This is a genomic window from Paraburkholderia phytofirmans OLGA172 (assembly GCF_001634365.1).
Classification (GTDB): Bacteria; Pseudomonadota; Gammaproteobacteria; order Burkholderiales; family Burkholderiaceae; genus Paraburkholderia.
This window is the reverse complement of sequence record NZ_CP014578.1, coordinates 137564-153539: the sequence shown is the minus strand read 5'-3', so window position 1 is coordinate 153539 and position 15976 is coordinate 137564. Positions and strand designations below refer to the sequence as shown.

Here is a 15976-nt window from a genome sequence, read left to right as displayed (position 1 = left end):
TCGGGCAACAACTCGGGCGACAACAGACGAATCAACTCGAACAGCGGCGTCCACTGGACACTCAAGCCGGTTTGCGCCGCGCATCGAGATCCGCATGGCGCTTGCCGGGGATGCACGCCACCGCGACGATCGACAACGCCAGTCCACCCATCACGTAATAAGTCGGCGCGAGCGGCGAACCTGTGGTGTTGATGAGCCACGTCACGACGAAAGGCCCGAAGCCGCCGAACAGCATCACCGCGACGTTGTACGCGAGCGATAAACCAATCGAGCGCACGTTCGCCGGAAACAGTTCGGCGATCAACGCGCCGAACGGTCCGTAGTATCCGGACAGCGTAATCGACAGGAGCGCCTGCACGAGAATCAGTTTCGACACGCTCGGCTCCGCCGCGAGCCACGCGAACAGCGGGTAGATGATCACGAGCGTCAGGACCAGCGACCACAGCGAAAGCCCCTTGCGTCCGATCCTGTCCGACCATGCGCCCGTCAGCGGCGAGAGCACGGTCAACAGCAGATTGCCCACGATCACCGCGTAAAAGGATTGCGCATAGGGCAGCTTCAGTTGCTTGACCGCAAAGGTCGGCAGATAGCTGATCAGTACGTAGATCGTCACGGTGAGCGCGATCACCGCGCCGAGTCCACACAGCACGTCGCGGCTATGGCTCCTGAACACTTCGCCGAGTGTCGCGCGCCGCGCCGTTTTTTGCGCATGCAGAAAGGCTTCCGAATCGGAGAGATGCCGGCGGATATAAAAGCCGATCGGCCCGATGATCAACCCGAGAATGAACGGTACGCGCCAACCCCAGGACTTCAGCGCCTCCGGCGAGAGGCCATGCGTGATCAACGCGCCAACCACAGCACCGAGCAGAAGCGCCGCCGCCTGGCTCGCCATCTGCCAGCTGCCGTAGAGGCCGCGCTTCGAGAACGGCGCCGCTTCGATCAGCAAAGCCGTCGAACTGCCGAATTCACCGCCAGCGGAAAAACCCTGCAGCAAACGTCCAAGCACGATCATCAAAGGCGCGCCGATGCCGATCGCCGAATACGGCGGGGCGATCGCCAGCAGCAGAATGCCGAGCGTCATCAGCGCGATGACGAGCGACAGTGCCGCCTTGCGTCCCGCGCGATCCGCGTAAAGTCCAAGGACGATTCCGCCGACCGGCCGCATGACAAATGCAACGCCGAAGGTCGCGGTGGTCAGCAGCATCGACGCATAGTCGTTGCCTGCCGGAAAGAACAATTGTGCGATCACCACCGTGAGGAAACCGAACACGGTGAAGTCGTACCATTCGAGCGCATTGCCGATCACAGCCGCCACAACAGCGCGTGTGTGGAGGCTCCTTGACGCTGGTGCCATTCGAATCTCCGGCCTGCGAAAGGTGTCGCGTAGTAAGGCGTCTCAACGCAGATGTGCTTCAGCGTGCTTTAGGGCGTCTTGGCGCGAGCGAGAAAAAACAATGCCGCCCGCAGCAATCGCATGGAGTGTAAAGAGCGCGCAAGCTGTTTTCAAGCAGCAAAAAGGCGTCTGTCGCGCAGGGCGGCAGACGCCTCGATGAGCGGACCGCAGTCCGGCGCCGGCATGTTGCAGCGCATTTACCGCGCCACTGAGCGTGTCCGCGGCGTGAACGAAATCAGGCCTTCTTGTTATATGCGCTGCACCAACCCGTGCTCGCGACCTGCTTGCCCGCGAACATCGGGCAGCCGGCGTACGCGTCGGTCGGCTTGCCTTGGTAGAAGCTGCAGTTGCCGCAGTCCTGGCCTGCTACATACTTCGCGAACTTGGCCTTGTCGACCTTGCTCGCATCAGTCTTGTAGCCGAGCGCTTGTGCGGTCGGATCCGTTTCGGCAACCTTCGGTGCGTCGGCGAAAGCCTGGCGCGACAGCGCGAAAGTGGATGCCACACCAATGCTGGTGATCAAAAACGTACGACGGGAAGATTTCATGGGGACTCACTCCATTTATATTGAACTGATCGCCGTTCTGATGACAGCGGTCCCCAAGGATAGCAACGAAGCCGTCGCGCGTGACGGCTCAAATGATAGAGATAAGCGAATTGGTACGACGCCGCGCTCGAATATCGAGCGCGGCACGCCGGTTGATCGCGTGGCGCGAGAACCCGGGTGAAAACCCGGGGTGCGACGATCAGGCGCGCCCGCTCAATTCGCAGACGCGCTGCGCAATCGCCAGCGAGGCCGTCAATCCCGGCGACTCGATACCGAACAGATTGACGAGCCCGCGCACGCCATGGGCGGCCGGACCCTGAATCACGAAGTCGGCGGCGGGCTCGCCCGGGCCGGAAAGCTTCGGACGAATCCCTGCATAAGCGGGCTGCAAGGCATCGTCGGGAAGCGCGGGCCAGTACGCGCGAATCGCCGCGTAGAAAGACTCCGCGCGATGCGGATCGACGTCGTAATTGATCGCATCGACCCATTCGACGTCGGGACCGAAGCGCGCCTGGCCGCCGAGATCGATCGTCAGATGCACGCCGAGGCCGGCTTCGTTCGGCATCGGATAGATCAACCTGCTGAACGGCGCGCGCCCCGAGATGCTGAAGTAGTTGCCGCGCGCGAGGTAGAGCGGCGGCACATGGCGCGCGTCGAGGCCGCGAATCGTGCGCGCCAGCGCGTTCGCGTACAAACCGGCGCTGTTGATCACGCAGGCGGCGCTGATCGTGGTCGGCGCGCTGCCGCCTACCTTGATGACGAAGCGGCCGTTGCTCGCCTCGATCGCCTCGACCGGCGCATGGAACGCACACACCGCGCCGTCGCGCTCGGCGTCGCCCTGAATCGCCAGCATCAACTGGTGACTATCGACGATGCCGGTCTGCGGCGAGAACACGGCCTCCACACATTCGAGCGCGGGCTCGAGCGCTTGCGCCTGGTCGCCGTTGATCCGCATCAGGTCGAGCACGCCGTTCTCACGGCCCTTCGCCATGATGCTTTCGAGCTGAGGAATCTGATTGCGCGAGGTGGCCACCAGCAGTTTGCCGCAGCGCGAATGCGGCACGTTGTGCTCGACGCAGTAGTCGTAGAGCATCTCGCGGCCGAGCACACAGAGCGCCGCCTTCAGCGAGCCGCGCGGATAGTAGATCCCCGCGTGAATCACTTCGCTATTGCGCGAGCTGGTGCCCACGCCGATCGCTTCGGCCGCTTCCAGCACGATCACCTCGCGCCCGCGCGCCGCCAGTGCGCGCGCCACCGCAAGCCCGATCACGCCCGCGCCGATCACTACACATTCGATTTGATCCATGTCCCTTGACGCGGCTGACCTCGCCGCGCGCTGCCTCGTTCACCCGATATACATGAAGACAGCGTACGGCTATCGAGGACCGCACACCGCTCGCTGTCGAACGCACCTGGCCTTACGCAACCGCTTTGCAAAATTGTACGACGCTGCACAGACAGAAATGCCCGCAGTCGAACGACTGCGGGCATTTCTGTCTTGAGCCTGTCTAAAACATATGGGCTAGACAAGATTAGTGTACGCCGTCGACGGTCGTCGCGCTCGACTCTTCATGCGGGCGGGACGCCATACGGTGCCGTGCGGCGACATGCAATCGCACCTCACAATTAGCAACAATTGCCAAAGCATTCATCATACTTTCAATATAGGTACCCGTCTCGTCGCCATAAAAAAGTCGCCCGAAGATGGATTTCAGGCAAAAAAATGACAAAAAGCCTCAAAAACCGATCGGTTTACGGCGATTTCCGTAGTCCAGCCGGATGTCACGGGCATCGATCCAATCGCGCCCGTCGATCCGCGCCGCACCGAAGCCATTGAGAATCGCGCGCCGCATTTCACGGGGCGATGCCAGCTTCAGCGCGTCGAGCGCGGCGTCGCCGAGCGTTTCGGGAAAGCGCAGACCCCAGTTATGCGCCGAGCGAATCTCATCGTAGATCGATTGAGCGATACGGCGTGCGCCGTCATGATCCGGCGGCGGAATCTCGTACACGTTCATCCGGTTCAGAATCGGCTCCGGGATCGAGCGCTCGTCGTTCGCCGTCGCGATCCAGATCACGTGGCCGGCATTGATCGGAATCTCGGCGAATTCGTCGATGAAGGTCTGCGCCGTGTCGTGTTCGAGCAGCGCGTAAAGCGCGCCGAGCGGATCGTATTGCGAATCGCCGGTGGCCTTGTCGATTTCGTCGACCGCGATCACGGGGTTCGCGTAGCTGCCGTTCACGAGCGCATCGAACACCTTGCCCGGCTTTGCATTCTTCCACTGCGACGACGCGCCCGACAGAATCCACCCCGCCGTCAGCGAACTCATCGCCACGTATTGATAGGCGGTGCCGAGCAGCCGCGCCAACTGCTTGGCAAAGTGGGTCTTGCCGATGCCCGGGTCGCCGAGCAGCAGGATCGGCATCAGTTCGAGCCGGTCTTCAGTCTCGAGACACAGGGCAACCTGCTTGCGGATATCGTCGAGTGGCGCTGAAAAGTTGGGCAGCGCGTCGATCAGATCGTCGATCGACGGCATCCGGTTCGGCTTGACGCAGAAGCGCAGATTGCCGGTTTTCAGCATCTTTTCGTAAGTGGCGCGCAGCGCCTCGTTCGCGCCTTCGCCGAGATCGTTCAGCGCAGTCTCGACCTGATCGAGGTCGTACACCCGGCTGAAAGACGCCACGGCGATTTCCTGTTTGACCATTGCTGTTGTCATGACTCACCCCGTCTGACTGGTCCCGCTACTGCGGCACCTGGCGGGTGCCGTTTCAAGTCCAGTGTAACGAGGACATATTCGTGCGCAAGCCAGCAGTCGTGCGGCTCTGCTGCTAACAACGGCCCGTTTTCGTCGCCCCCCGAAGGAAGTCCCCCTGGGGCATTCCCACCTCACCTGAAATAGTGTGTTGCCGAACCCGGTCCCGTTTGAAGTGTCAGAAAAACGTTCAGCCCATCAGGCGTAAGATGGCCCTCTGACTACTCTGCCGGACGCAGTGACCGGAGACTCTTTTTTATGTGGAAAAACCGTATCGCCGCCGTGCTGACCGCTGCGCTGTTCAGCACCTCGCTGCTTGCGAACGCACAAGGGTCAACGCAGCAAGTCGTGCAATGGCAATTGCAGGTCATGCGCGACGGCCAGCAGATCGATTCATTCGATGGCACCACCACGGTCGGCCAGGCGCGTACGGACACGCATCACAAGGTGGTGCAGCATAACGTCGGCTGTAAAGACCAGCCCGGCGGCAGCATCGATCTGGCGCGCACGTTGACGGTCTCGCCGCTGCAGGCGGACACGAAGGCGGTCACGCTGTCGATCGAAGTCCAGGAAACGCTTGAGGAAGACACTTCGAAGCAAACCGATACCGGCTGCAAACTGCCGCCGCAACCGCGTCAGGTGAATGCGAGCCATCCCGGCCTGAAAGTGCCGGCCGGCCAGTGGACGAGCTGGACGATCGTCGACAAGGATCCGAACCTTGTCTATCGCGTGCGTGCGAGCCTTGCGAACAGCCCGAGCTAAGGCAACCCGGCGCAGTTCAAAGCAAACTCAAGCGAATCACCGAAGCCCCAACAGAACACGTGGACAACGCGGCATGCGAAACCCCGAAGAATTGATCCGCGAGAGCGTCGCGCCCAAGGATTTCATTGCGGTAAGCTGGAATCTTCATAAGGGCCGCACGCCGCTCGGCTTTCAGGCCTGGCAGGCCATGCAGCGCTGGGTTCAGTCGACCCATGCGGACGCCTATTTTTTGCAGGAAGCGATGGCGCGGCGCATGCCCTCGCCAATCCTGGCAAGTAGTTTCGGCTCGCCGCTCGCCGATCCGTTGAGCGATGTCTGGCATTGCCAGGCCACCGAGATCGCACGCGCGGCCGAACTCGAAATCGCGCTTGGGCCGAACGTGTTCAAGCCGTCGTGGCGGCATGGCAATGCGATATTGTCGCCGCATCCGCTCGATCTCGGCGGGCGCTGGGATATCTCCGCGCATCGCTTCGAAAAGCGCGGGCTGCTAGTGGCGCGGGCGACCTTCAGCGGTCATTCAGTCACGCTGCTGTGCGCGCATCTCGCGCTCACGCGTTCGGCGCGCTTGCGGCAGATGAACTGGATCGCGCACTGGATCGCGAAAGAAGCGCCGGAGGGCCCGCTAGTGCTGGCCGGCGATTTCAACGACTGGCGCAACGACTCCGTGCCACTCTTCGCCGAACACGGTCTGCAGGAAGTGGCCACGCTGCTCGGCGAATCCGCCCGCACGTTCCCGGCCTTCTCCCCTGCGCTGGCGCTCGACAAGATGTTCGTGCGCGGGATGAAGCCGGTCGAATGGATCCAGCCGACGCAGGAAACCGCGTGGCTGTCGGATCACTTGCCGTATATGGCGCGGTTGCGGGTGGAGTGAGCCAGGTTGAAGGGACGGCACGCAACTCGCCCGAGCGGCCCAATATTCCCCGCTTTCGCGCGGATTCCCTCTGCCTTTGCCAGTTTTATCAGCAGGGTCAATGCTGCGGTGCACGGCAGGTTTCGGTATCATCCTGAAAATGTTGCCCGCGCGGCGCGCCTATCCGGCGCATGCCGGACAGCCGATGGCAGCCGCGCTGCGCGGTTTTCGCCCATCGCCGTACCCTTGCTGAAGCGCGGCAGCAACCACGCCAACGTACTTCGCGGCGCCGATCGTATCGATAACCGGCACCGGCGCTTCCAGGTCCGGTAACCCGCTTCACCACGCTCAACCGCCGCGCGGCAGCCCTCGGGCAGCGGGCGCGGTAAAATAGCGGATTGCGCGTGATTCCCGACCTCGGGTTAGCGCAGCATCGCCCTTGCCGTGCCGGCCGGCTAAAACGACTGGCCGCCTTTGTTTTCGCACTATCCAAGAAGCCATGAGCAACCTGAATTCACAAACCGTCCTGAGCGTCCATCACTGGACCGATACGCTTTTCAGCTTCACTTGCACGCGCGATCCGTCGTTCCGTTTCGAAAATGGCCAGTTCACGATGGTGGGCCTCGAAGTCGACGGCAAGCCGCTGATCCGTGCCTACAGCCTTGCGAGTGCGAACTACGAAGAGCACCTCGAATTCCTGAGCATCAAGGTGCAGGACGGCCCGCTCACGTCGCGCTTGCAGCATTTGAAGGTCGGCGACGAAGTCCTGATCGGCAAGAAGCCGGTCGGCACGCTGATGGCCGACAACCTGCTGCCGGGCAAGACCCTGTGGCTGCTGTCCACCGGCACGGGTCTCGCACCGTTCATGTCGATCATCAAGGATCCGGACATTTACGACCGCTACGAGCGCGTGGTCCTGACGCACACCTGCCGTTTCGTCGACGAGCTGGCGTACAAGGAATACATCACGGATCACCTGCCGGCACACGAGCATCTGGGCGAGCTGGTGCAGGAAAAGCTGCTGTACTACCCGACAGTCACGCGCGAAGCGTTCCAGAACCGCGGCCGCATCACCGAACTGATCGAAACCGAAAAGCTGTTCGCCGACCTCGGCGTGCCGGGCTTTTCGCTCGAAAACGACCGCGTGATGCTGTGCGGCAGCCCGCACATGCTGCGCGACACGCGCAAGCTGCTCGACGACCTGGGCTTCCAGGAAGGCAGCAACAACGCTCCGGGTCACTACGTGGTCGAAAAGGCGTTCGTGGGTTAAGCGGACACTCGGATTGAGCGGCTCACGCCGCATCATCAGCAGAAAGGAGCCTTCGGGCTCCTTTTTTGTTGCTCAGTTACAGATTGCCGCCATCGTGCTGACATTTGGTGTCAGCCTTCTTCCTACAACAGCGGCGTTGTAAAACGTCACCCGTTGCATCAAATTCCCGCGCTAACCCTTGGTGTGCCTGCACTCATTCTTTTTTTGAGATATCATCGCGGCGCACGAACGGTCGTTTAGCATGCATGTCATGGCACGACCGGCATGTTACTGAATGTAAATTTCGTTACGTCGTACCGTAGCAATGTGTCCGTCGCGCACAACGCGTCAAGGACATCACTGGAGGCCAGAGAGTCGCATGCGTTCTTTTGTCTTCGCGCCGCCGATGCGCACCCGCTTCGCCGTCCACCTTGCTTCCTGAGAGGGAAAGTCATGGATACGTCGACCGTCGTCCCGTTTAGCTCCCACACTCTGCCTTCACTTGCACACGCTGCGCAGCAATCCGCTGCTGAGCGCGAACTCGCGCTGCTGCGCGCCCGCGTGTGCGAACTGTCGGCGGAACTCGTTCAGGCGCAGGAAGCTGCCTGCCGCCATGTGGCGCGCGAGCTGCATGACGGCGTGGGCGCCGAGCTGACCGCGACGCGGTATGCCCTTGCCGGCATCGAAACCTGGCTGCCCGCCGATGCGCCGCCGCAATGCGCCGCCGCGCTCGCCGTGGCGAATCGTTCGCTCGACGCCGTGTGCGCCGCCACCCGCCAGGCCGTCGCGGAACTGCATGCGCCTTCGCTCGAGGCGGGGATCGCGGGGGCGCTGGCGCAATGGACCCGCGAGTTCGCCGCCCGCACGAACCTGCGCACGAGTTTCGTCTGCGCCGCCGACGTGCGGCTCACCCGCCTGCCCGCCGACGCGGCGCTAGCCGTGTTCCGGGTCGCGCAGGAAGCGCTGAACAATATTGCCAAGCACGCGCGCGCCGAATCCGCCGATGTGCGGATCGAAACCGGCCGCCACCACCTGACGTTGATCGTCAGCGACGACGGCATCGGCGTGACGCGCAACGCCCGCAGCCGTCGCGGCCATTTCGGCCTAAGCGGCATGCAGGCGCGCTGCGCTGCGTTCGACGGCACCTTGCAGGTCAGCGCCCGGCGGCTCGGCGCATGCTGCGGCGACAGCGGCGACGCAGCGCGCGGCACGCTCGTGCAAGCCCGCTTTGCATGGGATGCGATGCTGGCGAGCGCACCGGGCGCCGAGCGTCGCGCGCTGCAATCGTGAGCGCGCCATCATGAGCCTGCGCATCCTGCTCGCCGACGACCACGCGGTGGTTCGCCAGGGCGTCCGTCAGTTGCTGCTCGACCGCGGCGTGGCGCGTGAAGTCACCGAGGCGCAATGCGGCGCGGAAGCGCTCGACGCCGTCGCCCAACACAGCTACGACGTGGTGCTGCTCGACATTTCGCTGCCCGACATGAACGGTGTCGAAGTGCTCAAGCGCTTGAAGCGCAAAGCGCCGCGCGTGCCCGTGCTGATGTTCTCGATGTACCGTGAGGACCAGTACGCCGTGCGCGCGCTGAAGGCGGGCGCTGCCGGCTACCTGTCGAAGACGGTCGACGCCGCGCAGATGATCGCCGCAATCCAGCAGGTCGCGGCGGGCCGCAAATATGTCAGCCCGGCCATGGCCGAAGCGCTGGCGGACTATGTCTCCTTCGACGGCGAACAATTGCCGCACGAAAAGCTCTCGGACCGCGAATACCAGACGCTGTGCATGCTCGCGTCCGGCAAGCGGCTGACGGACATCGCCATGGCGCTATCTCTATCGGTGAAGACGGTCAGCGTGTATCGCACCCGGCTACTCGAGAAAATGAAGCTGCGCAATAACGCCGAGCTGACCTTCTATGTAATGAGCAACCGTCTCGTCGATCTGAATCCAGCGATGGCCGGCTGACATCGGTCTGCGATCGCTGCACGGCCGGCAAACACCGTCCCAAAATGGTGCGGAAGCGCGCATCCGTTAAAATCGCGGGTTTCCCCGACATTCGGCGCGCAAGATGCGTGCACCACTGGAGACCCACCGCCAATGTCCCTGTTCCGCAAGAAGAGCGTCGAGCACATGATCGCTGCGAGCGCCCAGAACGCCGGCTTGAAGAAAGCGCTCGGCGCGCTCGATCTGACTTTCCTCGGCGTCGGCGCCATTATCGGCACCGGCATTTTCGTGCTAACCGGCACGGGCGCCGTCCAGGCGGGCCCGGCGCTGATGGTGTCGTTCCTGATCGCGGCGATTGCCTGCGGGTTCGCCGCGCTCGCCTATGCCGAGTTCGCGTCGACGATTCCGGTTGCCGGATCCATTTACACGTATTCGTACGCGACGCTTGGCGAACTGGCCGCGTGGATCATCGGCTGGGACTTGATGCTCGAATATGGGCTGGCGACGTCAGCGGTGTCGGTCGGCTGGTCGGGCTATCTGCAATCGCTGCTGTCGGGCTTCGGCGTCAGCCTGCCGGTTGCGCTGACGGCGGCGCCGGGCGCCTTGCCGGGTCACGAGACATGGTTCAACCTGCCCGCTTTCCTCGTGATGATGGCGATCACGGCGCTGTTGTCGCTTGGCGTGCGTGAATCCGCGCGGATCAACAACATCATGGTGGCGATCAAGGTGGTCGTGGTGCTGCTGGTGATCGGCGTGGGCGTCTTCCACGTGACGCCGGCGAACTGGCATCCGTTCATGCCGAACGGCTGGAACGGCGTGTTTGGCGCGGCGGCGGTGATGTTCTTTGCGTTCATCGGCTTCGATTCGGTGTCTTCCGCTGCGGAAGAAGTGAAGAATCCGAAGCGCGATCTACCGATTGGGATCATTGCATCGCTGGGCGTATGCGCGGTGCTGTACGTTGCTGTGGCGGCTGTGGTCACCGGTATCGTGCCGTCGGCGCAGTTCGCGAACATTTCGCATCCGGTGTCATATGCGTTGCAGGTAGCGGGTCAGAAGTGGGTTGCGGGTTTTATCGACCTGGGCGCTGTGCTGGGCATGCTGACGGTGATTCTGGTGATGGCTTATGGCCAGACGCGCGTGATCTTCGCGATGTCGCGGGATGGTTTGTTGCCTGCCCGGCTTTCTCGTGTGCATCCGAAGTTTGCTACGCCGTTCTTTACGACGTGGCTTGTGGGGATTTTCTTCGGGCTGATTGGCGCGCTGGTGCCGTTGAATGTGCTGGCTGAGCTGATCAATATCGGCACGTTGGCCGCGTTTTCGATGGTGTCGATTGCGGTTCTGGTTTTGCGCAAGACGCATCCTGAGTTGCCGCGGGCGTTTCGGTGCCCTGGTGTGCCGGTGGTGCCGGTGTTGGCGGTCGCCTCTTGTCTGTTTTTGATGATTAATCTTCAGGCTGTCACCTGGGTGGCGTTTGTTGTCTGGTTGCTCATTGGGATGGTTATTTATTTTGGCTATTCGCGGCGGCATTCCAGGTTGGCGAAATAAAGGTTTTGGTTTTTTTGCCTGCTCGGCGCTTTTTGTCTGTTCTTCTGGCTTTGGTGCCTTTCCTTGAATTGATATTGGTTTATTAGCGTCGCCCCTGTGCGGGGCAGCACTTACTTCTCTTTGCCGCCGCAAAGAGAAGTAAGCAAGAGAAAGCGGCTCAAACCGCCAATGCTAAGCGGGGGCCGTGGTTCGCACAGCGTAGTGGCACATCTGGAATCAGTGTTCTCGCACATTCAGCGTTAGTGACAAAGGAGTCATCAGCTCCCACTCCGCACTAAGTGCGTCGCGGACGGGCCTGCATGGGAAACCACAGGCTTCGGTTGACGTCCGTACGGACCATCGGCTTCGCCTCGGCGACGCGCCTCTGCACTCACCCGGGAACCCCCACTTCAAATGATATGTCGGTGTGCTGAATCACCGCCCCTGCCGTTGCCCCTGCCCCTGCCCCTGCCCCTGCCCCTGCCCCTGCCGTTGCCCCTGTCGTTGTCGTTGCCGTTGCCGTTGCCGTTGCCGTTGCCCTTGCCGTTCCAATCGGAATCGGGGTGGTGATGGCGGAGCGATGACGGGCCACGCCCCGTTGGCGAGGCATGAGCGTCAAAACGTAGGGGGGGGTTTTGTGAAGTACTCTTGGGCGCGCGCAGCGCCGCTGGAAGTATGACGCCCTTGTCACTAACGCTGAATGTGCGAGAACACTGATTCCATATGCACCACTACCCTGTGCGAACCACGGCCCCCGCTTAGCATTGGCGGTTTGAGCCGCTTTCTCTTGCTTACTTCTCTTTGCGGCGGCAAAGAGAAGTAAGTGCCTGCCCCGCACAGGGGCGACGCTAATAAACCAATATCAATTCAAGGAAAGGCCAACGCCGCAGGCAAATAGACAAAGCGCCACGCAGGCAAACAAATCAACCCAAGCCCAACGCCGTAGGCCTACAAAAAACCAACCGCCGCACAGGCAAACAAGCCAAACAACCGCCGAGCAGGCAGACAACCCAATAGCGCGCCCACGCAATTTGTGCTTTACTTTTCGGCAGCCCCATAAAAAAGCACCGCAAAAGCGACAAACCCGCAGCCCCCTCATCGGACCCCACGAACAGGCAGCTGAAGGCAGGAAAAACAAAGGTCCGGTTTCACCCCATAAGGAGACAACTTCATGGCGATCAGCATCAGTCTGACGGTGAACGGCGCGCCCATCAGCGCCTCAATCGACCCTAACACCCTGCTTGTCCAGTTCCTGCGCGATCAACTTCGCCTCACGGGAACGCACATCGGCTGCGACACCGCCCAGTGCGGCGCATGCACGGTCCACCTGAACGGCCGCGCAATCAAATCCTGCAACATCCTCGCAGTCCAGGCCGAAGGCGCCGACATCACCACCATCGAAGGACTCGCCAAAGACGGCGCCCTCCACCCGATGCAAGCCGCCTTCAAACACTGCCACGGCCTGCAGTGCGGTTTCTGTACGCCTGGCATGGTGATGAGCGCGGTCTCGCTCGTCGAGCGCCAGCCCAATCTCACCGGCGACGACGTGCGCGCCCAGCTCGACGGCAATCTCTGCCGCTGTACGGGCTATCACAACATCGTCAAAGCAGTGCTCGAAGGCGCCGAAGGCATGAAGTCCGCCGGCACGGCCAGCGCCGTGGCCACTGCGCCAGCCACCGCCTGAGGAGCCGACGATGAACGCACCCGACACCCACCTCATCGGCGCTTCCGTCGAACGTAAGGAAGACTATCGTTTCCTCACCGGCAACGGTCAGTACACCGACGACATCGTCCTGCCGCAGCAAACCTACGCGGTGTTCCTGCGCTCGCCGTACGCGCACGCAAGGATCAAAAGCATCGACACCACCGCTGCGAAAAAATCGCCCGGCGTCGTCGCGATCTTCACCGGCGCGGACATGGCCGCGGACAACGTCGGCGGACTGCCGTGCGGCTGGCTGATCCACAGCACCGACGGCAAGCCGATGAACGAGCCGCCCCATCCGATCATCGCGCACACGAAAGCGCGCCACGTCGGCGATCAGGTCGCGCTCGTCATCGCCGGCTCAATCAAGGCCGCGAAAGACGCGGCCGAACTGATCGAAGTCGATTACGACGTGCTGCCGGCCGTGGTCGACACCGCGCACGCGGCCGATCCGGGCCAAGCCGCGGTGCACGACGAGGTGCCGGACAACGTCTGCTACAACTGGGGCCACGGCGACAAAGCCGCGACCGACGCCGCCTTCGCCAAAGCCGCGCACGTCACCACGCTCGACATCGTCAACAATCGCCTGATCCCGAATGCAATCGAACCGCGCGCGGTCAACGCGAGCTACTCGGTGCAGGACGACAGCTACACGCTCTACGTCGCGAACCAGAATCCACACGTGGAACGCCTGTTGATGGCCGCGTTCGTGCTGTCGCTGCCAGAATCGAAACTGCGCGTCATCGCGCCGGATGTCGGCGGCGGCTTCGGGTCGAAGATTTTCCTGTACGCCGAAGATGTCGCGCTGACGTGGGCTTCAAAGAAGATTCGCCGCCCGATCAAATGGACAGCGGAGCGCTCGGAAGCTTTCGTGTCCGACGCGCACGGCCGCGATCACGTGACCAAAGCCGAACTGGCCATGGACGCCGACGGCAAGTTCCTCGCGATGCGCATTCATACGATCGCCAACATGGGCGCGTATCTATCCACCTTCGCGTCGAGCGTGCCGACCATCCTGTATGCGACGCTGCTCGCCGGCCAATACGCGACGCCCGCCATCTACGCCGAAGTGAAAGCGGTCTTCACCAACACCGTACCGGTCGATGCCTATCGTGGCGCAGGCCGTCCGGAAGCGACGTACGTGGTCGAGCGTCTGGTCGAAACCGCAGCACGTGAGATGAATCTCGATCCCGCCGAAATCCGCCGCCGCAATTTCATCCGCGCGTTTCCGTACGCGACGCCGGTCGGCCTCACCTACGATACCGGCGATTACGACGCCACGCTTGACCGTGCGCTCGAACTCTCCGACGTAAAAGGGTTCGCCGCGCGCAGGCAGGAATCCGAAAAGAACGGCAAGCTGCGCGGCCTCGGCTACTCCTGCTACATCGAAGCCTGTGGTTTGGCGCCGTCGAACATCGCCGGAGCATTGGGCGCACGAGCCGGGCTCTTCGAAGTCGGCCAGATTCGCGTGCATCCGACGGGTTCGGTCACCGTGTTCACCGGCTCCCACAGCCACGGCCAGGGGCATGAGACGACCTTCGCGCAGGTCGTCGCGGACCGGCTTGGCATTGCGCTGGAAAGCGTGGAGGTCGTTCACGGCGACACTGGCCGCATTCCGTTCGGCATGGGCACGTACGGCTCGCGCTCGATCGCGGTCGGCGGCTCGGCGATCATGAAGGCGCTCGACAAGATCGAAACCAAGGCGAAGAAAATCGCCGCGCATCTGCTCGAGGCCGCAGCGGAAGACATCGAGTTCAAGGACGGCGTGTTCCGCGTCGTAGGCACCGATCGCACCAAAGCATTCGCCGACATCTCGCTCGCCGCTTACGTGCCGCACAACTATCCGCTCGACGTGCTCGAACCGGGTCTCGATGAGTCCGCGTTCTACGATCCGAGCAACTTCACGTATCCCTCGGGCTCGTACGTCTGCGAAATCGAGGTCGATCCGGAGACGGGCGTGTGCCGCATCCAGCAGTTCACCGCGGTCGACGATTTCGGCAACGTGATCAATCCAATGATCGTCGAAGGCCAGGTGCACGGCGGGCTCGCTCAGGGCATCGGGCAGGCCATGCTGGAGCGCTGCGTGTACGACAACGAGAGCGGCCAGTTGTTGTCCGGCTCCTACATGGACTACGCGATGCCGCATGCGTCCGATCTGCCGAACTTCACCGTCGAAACCGTGAAGGGCACACCGTGCACGCACAACCCGCTCGGCGTGAAAGGCTGCGGCGAGGCGGGTGCGATCGGTTCGCCACCGGCGGTCATCAACGCGATCCTCGACGCGCTCGCGCCGCTCGGCGTGACCGACCTGCAAATGCCGGCGACGCCGCATCGCGTGTGGTCCGCGATCCACGCGGCCAAGCAACCCCACTGAGATCCTGAGCGGAGCATTCGACATGTATTCATTCGAGTATCAACGCGCGACGGATCCGCAAGCGGCCGCCGCAGCCATCGCCGCCGACAGCGAAGCGAAGTTTCTTGCCGGCGGGCAAAGCCTGCTGCCGACCATGCGCCTGCGTCTCGCGCAGCCCTCGCAACTGATCGACGTGACGCGGATTCCGGCGCTTAAATCGATCGCCGTCGATGCCGGCAAGGTGACAGTCGGCGCCGCCGTCTGTCACGCGGACGTCGCTGATCACGCCCAACTTCGGCGTGTGCTGCCGGCGCTTGCAGACCTCGCCGGGCACATCGGCGATCGCCAGGTGCGCGCGCTCGGCACCATCGGCGGCTCGCTCGCGAACAACGATCCAGCTGCCTGCTATCCGGCCGCGGCGATGGCGCTCGACGCGACCATCGTCACCGATCGGCGACGGATTTCGTCGAGCGATTTCTTCGTCGGCATGTATGAGACCGCGTTGGCGCCCGACGAGTTGATCGTGGCCGTCGAGTTTCCGGTGCCCGAACGCGCGGCGTACGTGAAATTCGAGAATCCGGCTTCGCACTTTGCGCTGGTCGGCGTGTTCGTCGCGAAGTTCGCGAGCGGCGTGCGCGTCGCGGTGACGGGCGCGGCGGCTTCGGTTTTTCGCGCGCCGGAACTGGAAAGCGCGCTATCGGCGAATTTCACGCCCGAGGCTGCGCGAGCGGCGACCGTATCCGACACCGACCTGAACACCGACATGCACGCGAGCGCTGAATATCGCGCGCATCTGATTCCGGTGCTGACCGCACGAGCGGTGACGAAGGCGAACGGTTAGCGATCCCTGCGGTTGGCGGCTGACGTGACGTGCCCCGGCATGGCACGTCAGCCGCGTTCCCGGCCCGCG

At 62.6% G+C, this 15976-nt stretch carries 14 protein-coding genes; 10 read left to right on the top strand and 4 right to left on the bottom strand.

Annotated features, from left to right (window positions below):
* Positions 1-61: 61 nt before the first annotated feature.
* Both AYM40_RS00655 and AYM40_RS00650 read right to left on the bottom strand, forming a co-directional pair.
* The gene (locus AYM40_RS00655; protein WP_063494519.1) at positions 62-1354 is read right to left on the bottom strand and encodes an MFS transporter; all 1293 of its coding nucleotides are present in this window, start codon (positions 1352-1354) and stop codon (positions 62-64) included.
* Between the two features lie 274 nt (positions 1355-1628).
* The gene (locus tag AYM40_RS00650; RefSeq protein ID WP_063494518.1) at positions 1629-1940 is read right to left on the bottom strand and encodes a high-potential iron-sulfur protein; all 312 of its coding nucleotides are present in this window, start codon (positions 1938-1940) and stop codon (positions 1629-1631) included.
* Here AYM40_RS00650 and AYM40_RS00645 point away from each other — a divergent pair.
* Positions 1939-2121 carry a hypothetical protein gene (locus AYM40_RS00645; RefSeq protein WP_063494517.1) on the top strand — a complete coding sequence of 61 codons (183 nt, stop codon included), beginning with the start codon at positions 1939-1941 and terminating at the stop codon, positions 2119-2121. The two genes, AYM40_RS00650 and AYM40_RS00645, sit on opposite strands and share 2 nt — an antisense overlap.
* 18 nt (positions 2122-2139) lie before the next feature.
* Here the strand turns inward: AYM40_RS00645 and AYM40_RS00640 are convergent, their stop codons facing one another.
* Positions 2140-3246, bottom strand: a complete 1107-nt coding sequence (locus AYM40_RS00640; protein WP_063494516.1) for an NAD(P)/FAD-dependent oxidoreductase — start codon at positions 3244-3246, stop codon at positions 2140-2142.
* A 430-nt stretch (positions 3247-3676) separates the two neighbouring features.
* Positions 3677-4654 (bottom strand): AAA family ATPase, encoded by a 978-nt coding sequence (locus AYM40_RS00635; protein WP_063494515.1) that lies wholly within the window; start codon positions 4652-4654, stop codon positions 3677-3679.
* Positions 4655-4948: 294 nt separating this feature from the next.
* Here AYM40_RS00635 and AYM40_RS00630 point away from each other — a divergent pair, with 294 nt between their 5' ends.
* The 9 genes from AYM40_RS00630 (at position 4949) to AYM40_RS00590 (ending at position 15907) form a co-directional block, all read left to right on the top strand.
* Positions 4949-5452 (top strand): hypothetical protein, encoded by a 504-nt coding sequence (locus tag AYM40_RS00630; RefSeq protein WP_063494514.1) that lies wholly within the window; start codon positions 4949-4951, stop codon positions 5450-5452.
* Between the two features lie 73 nt (positions 5453-5525).
* Positions 5526-6323, top strand: coding sequence for an endonuclease/exonuclease/phosphatase family protein (locus tag AYM40_RS00625; RefSeq protein ID WP_063494513.1), 798 nt, complete (start codon positions 5526-5528; stop codon positions 6321-6323).
* A gap of 478 nt (positions 6324-6801) precedes the next feature.
* Complete coding sequence (locus AYM40_RS00620) at positions 6802-7572, top strand: ferredoxin--NADP reductase (protein ID WP_007179649.1); 771 nt, start codon at positions 6802-6804, stop codon at positions 7570-7572.
* 432 nt (positions 7573-8004) lie between these two features.
* Complete coding sequence (locus AYM40_RS00615; protein WP_063494512.1) at positions 8005-8841, top strand: sensor histidine kinase; 837 nt, start codon at positions 8005-8007, stop codon at positions 8839-8841.
* Positions 8842-8851: 10 nt separating this feature from the next.
* Positions 8852-9508, top strand: a complete 657-nt coding sequence (gene rqpR, locus AYM40_RS00610; protein ID WP_063494511.1) for a response regulator transcription factor RqpR — start codon at positions 8852-8854, stop codon at positions 9506-9508.
* A gap of 132 nt (positions 9509-9640) precedes the next feature.
* The gene (locus AYM40_RS00605; RefSeq protein WP_063494510.1) at positions 9641-11032 is read left to right on the top strand and encodes an amino acid permease; all 1392 of its coding nucleotides are present in this window, start codon (positions 9641-9643) and stop codon (positions 11030-11032) included.
* 1150 nt (positions 11033-12182) lie between these two features.
* On the top strand, positions 12183-12695 hold the full coding sequence (locus AYM40_RS00600; protein ID WP_063494509.1) for a (2Fe-2S)-binding protein: 513 nt from the start codon (positions 12183-12185) through the stop codon (positions 12693-12695).
* Positions 12696-12705: 10 nt separating this feature from the next.
* Positions 12706-15087 carry a xanthine dehydrogenase family protein molybdopterin-binding subunit gene (locus AYM40_RS00595; protein ID WP_063494508.1) on the top strand — a complete coding sequence of 794 codons (2382 nt, stop codon included), beginning with the start codon at positions 12706-12708 and terminating at the stop codon, positions 15085-15087.
* Between the two features lie 22 nt (positions 15088-15109).
* Positions 15110-15907, top strand: a complete 798-nt coding sequence (locus AYM40_RS00590; RefSeq protein ID WP_063494507.1) for an FAD binding domain-containing protein — start codon at positions 15110-15112, stop codon at positions 15905-15907.
* Positions 15908-15976 lie beyond the last annotated feature (69 nt).

Coding starts and splice junctions, on each gene's coding strand:
- rqpR (WP_063494511.1), top strand. CDS start 8,852: ATGAGCCTGCGCATCCTGCTCGCCGACGACCACGCGGTGGTTCGCCAG.
- AYM40_RS00590 (WP_063494507.1), top strand. CDS start 15,110: ATGTATTCATTCGAGTATCAACGCGCGACGGATCCGCAAGCGGCCGCC.
- AYM40_RS00600 (WP_063494509.1), top strand. CDS start 12,183: ATGGCGATCAGCATCAGTCTGACGGTGAACGGCGCGCCCATCAGCGCC.
- AYM40_RS00625 (WP_063494513.1), top strand. CDS start 5,526: ATGCGAAACCCCGAAGAATTGATCCGCGAGAGCGTCGCGCCCAAGGAT.
- AYM40_RS00645 (WP_063494517.1), top strand. CDS start 1,939: ATGGGGACTCACTCCATTTATATTGAACTGATCGCCGTTCTGATGACA.
- AYM40_RS00635 (WP_063494515.1), bottom strand. CDS start 4,654: ATGACAACAGCAATGGTCAAACAGGAAATCGCCGTGGCGTCTTTCAGC.
- AYM40_RS00620 (WP_007179649.1), top strand. CDS start 6,802: ATGAGCAACCTGAATTCACAAACCGTCCTGAGCGTCCATCACTGGACC.
- AYM40_RS00595 (WP_063494508.1), top strand. CDS start 12,706: ATGAACGCACCCGACACCCACCTCATCGGCGCTTCCGTCGAACGTAAG.
- AYM40_RS00655 (WP_063494519.1), bottom strand. CDS start 1,354: ATGGCACCAGCGTCAAGGAGCCTCCACACACGCGCTGTTGTGGCGGCT.
- AYM40_RS00640 (WP_063494516.1), bottom strand. CDS start 3,246: ATGGATCAAATCGAATGTGTAGTGATCGGCGCGGGCGTGATCGGGCTT.
- AYM40_RS00650 (WP_063494518.1), bottom strand. CDS start 1,940: ATGAAATCTTCCCGTCGTACGTTTTTGATCACCAGCATTGGTGTGGCA.
- AYM40_RS00615 (WP_063494512.1), top strand. CDS start 8,005: ATGGATACGTCGACCGTCGTCCCGTTTAGCTCCCACACTCTGCCTTCA.
- AYM40_RS00630 (WP_063494514.1), top strand. CDS start 4,949: ATGTGGAAAAACCGTATCGCCGCCGTGCTGACCGCTGCGCTGTTCAGC.
- AYM40_RS00605 (WP_063494510.1), top strand. CDS start 9,641: ATGTCCCTGTTCCGCAAGAAGAGCGTCGAGCACATGATCGCTGCGAGC.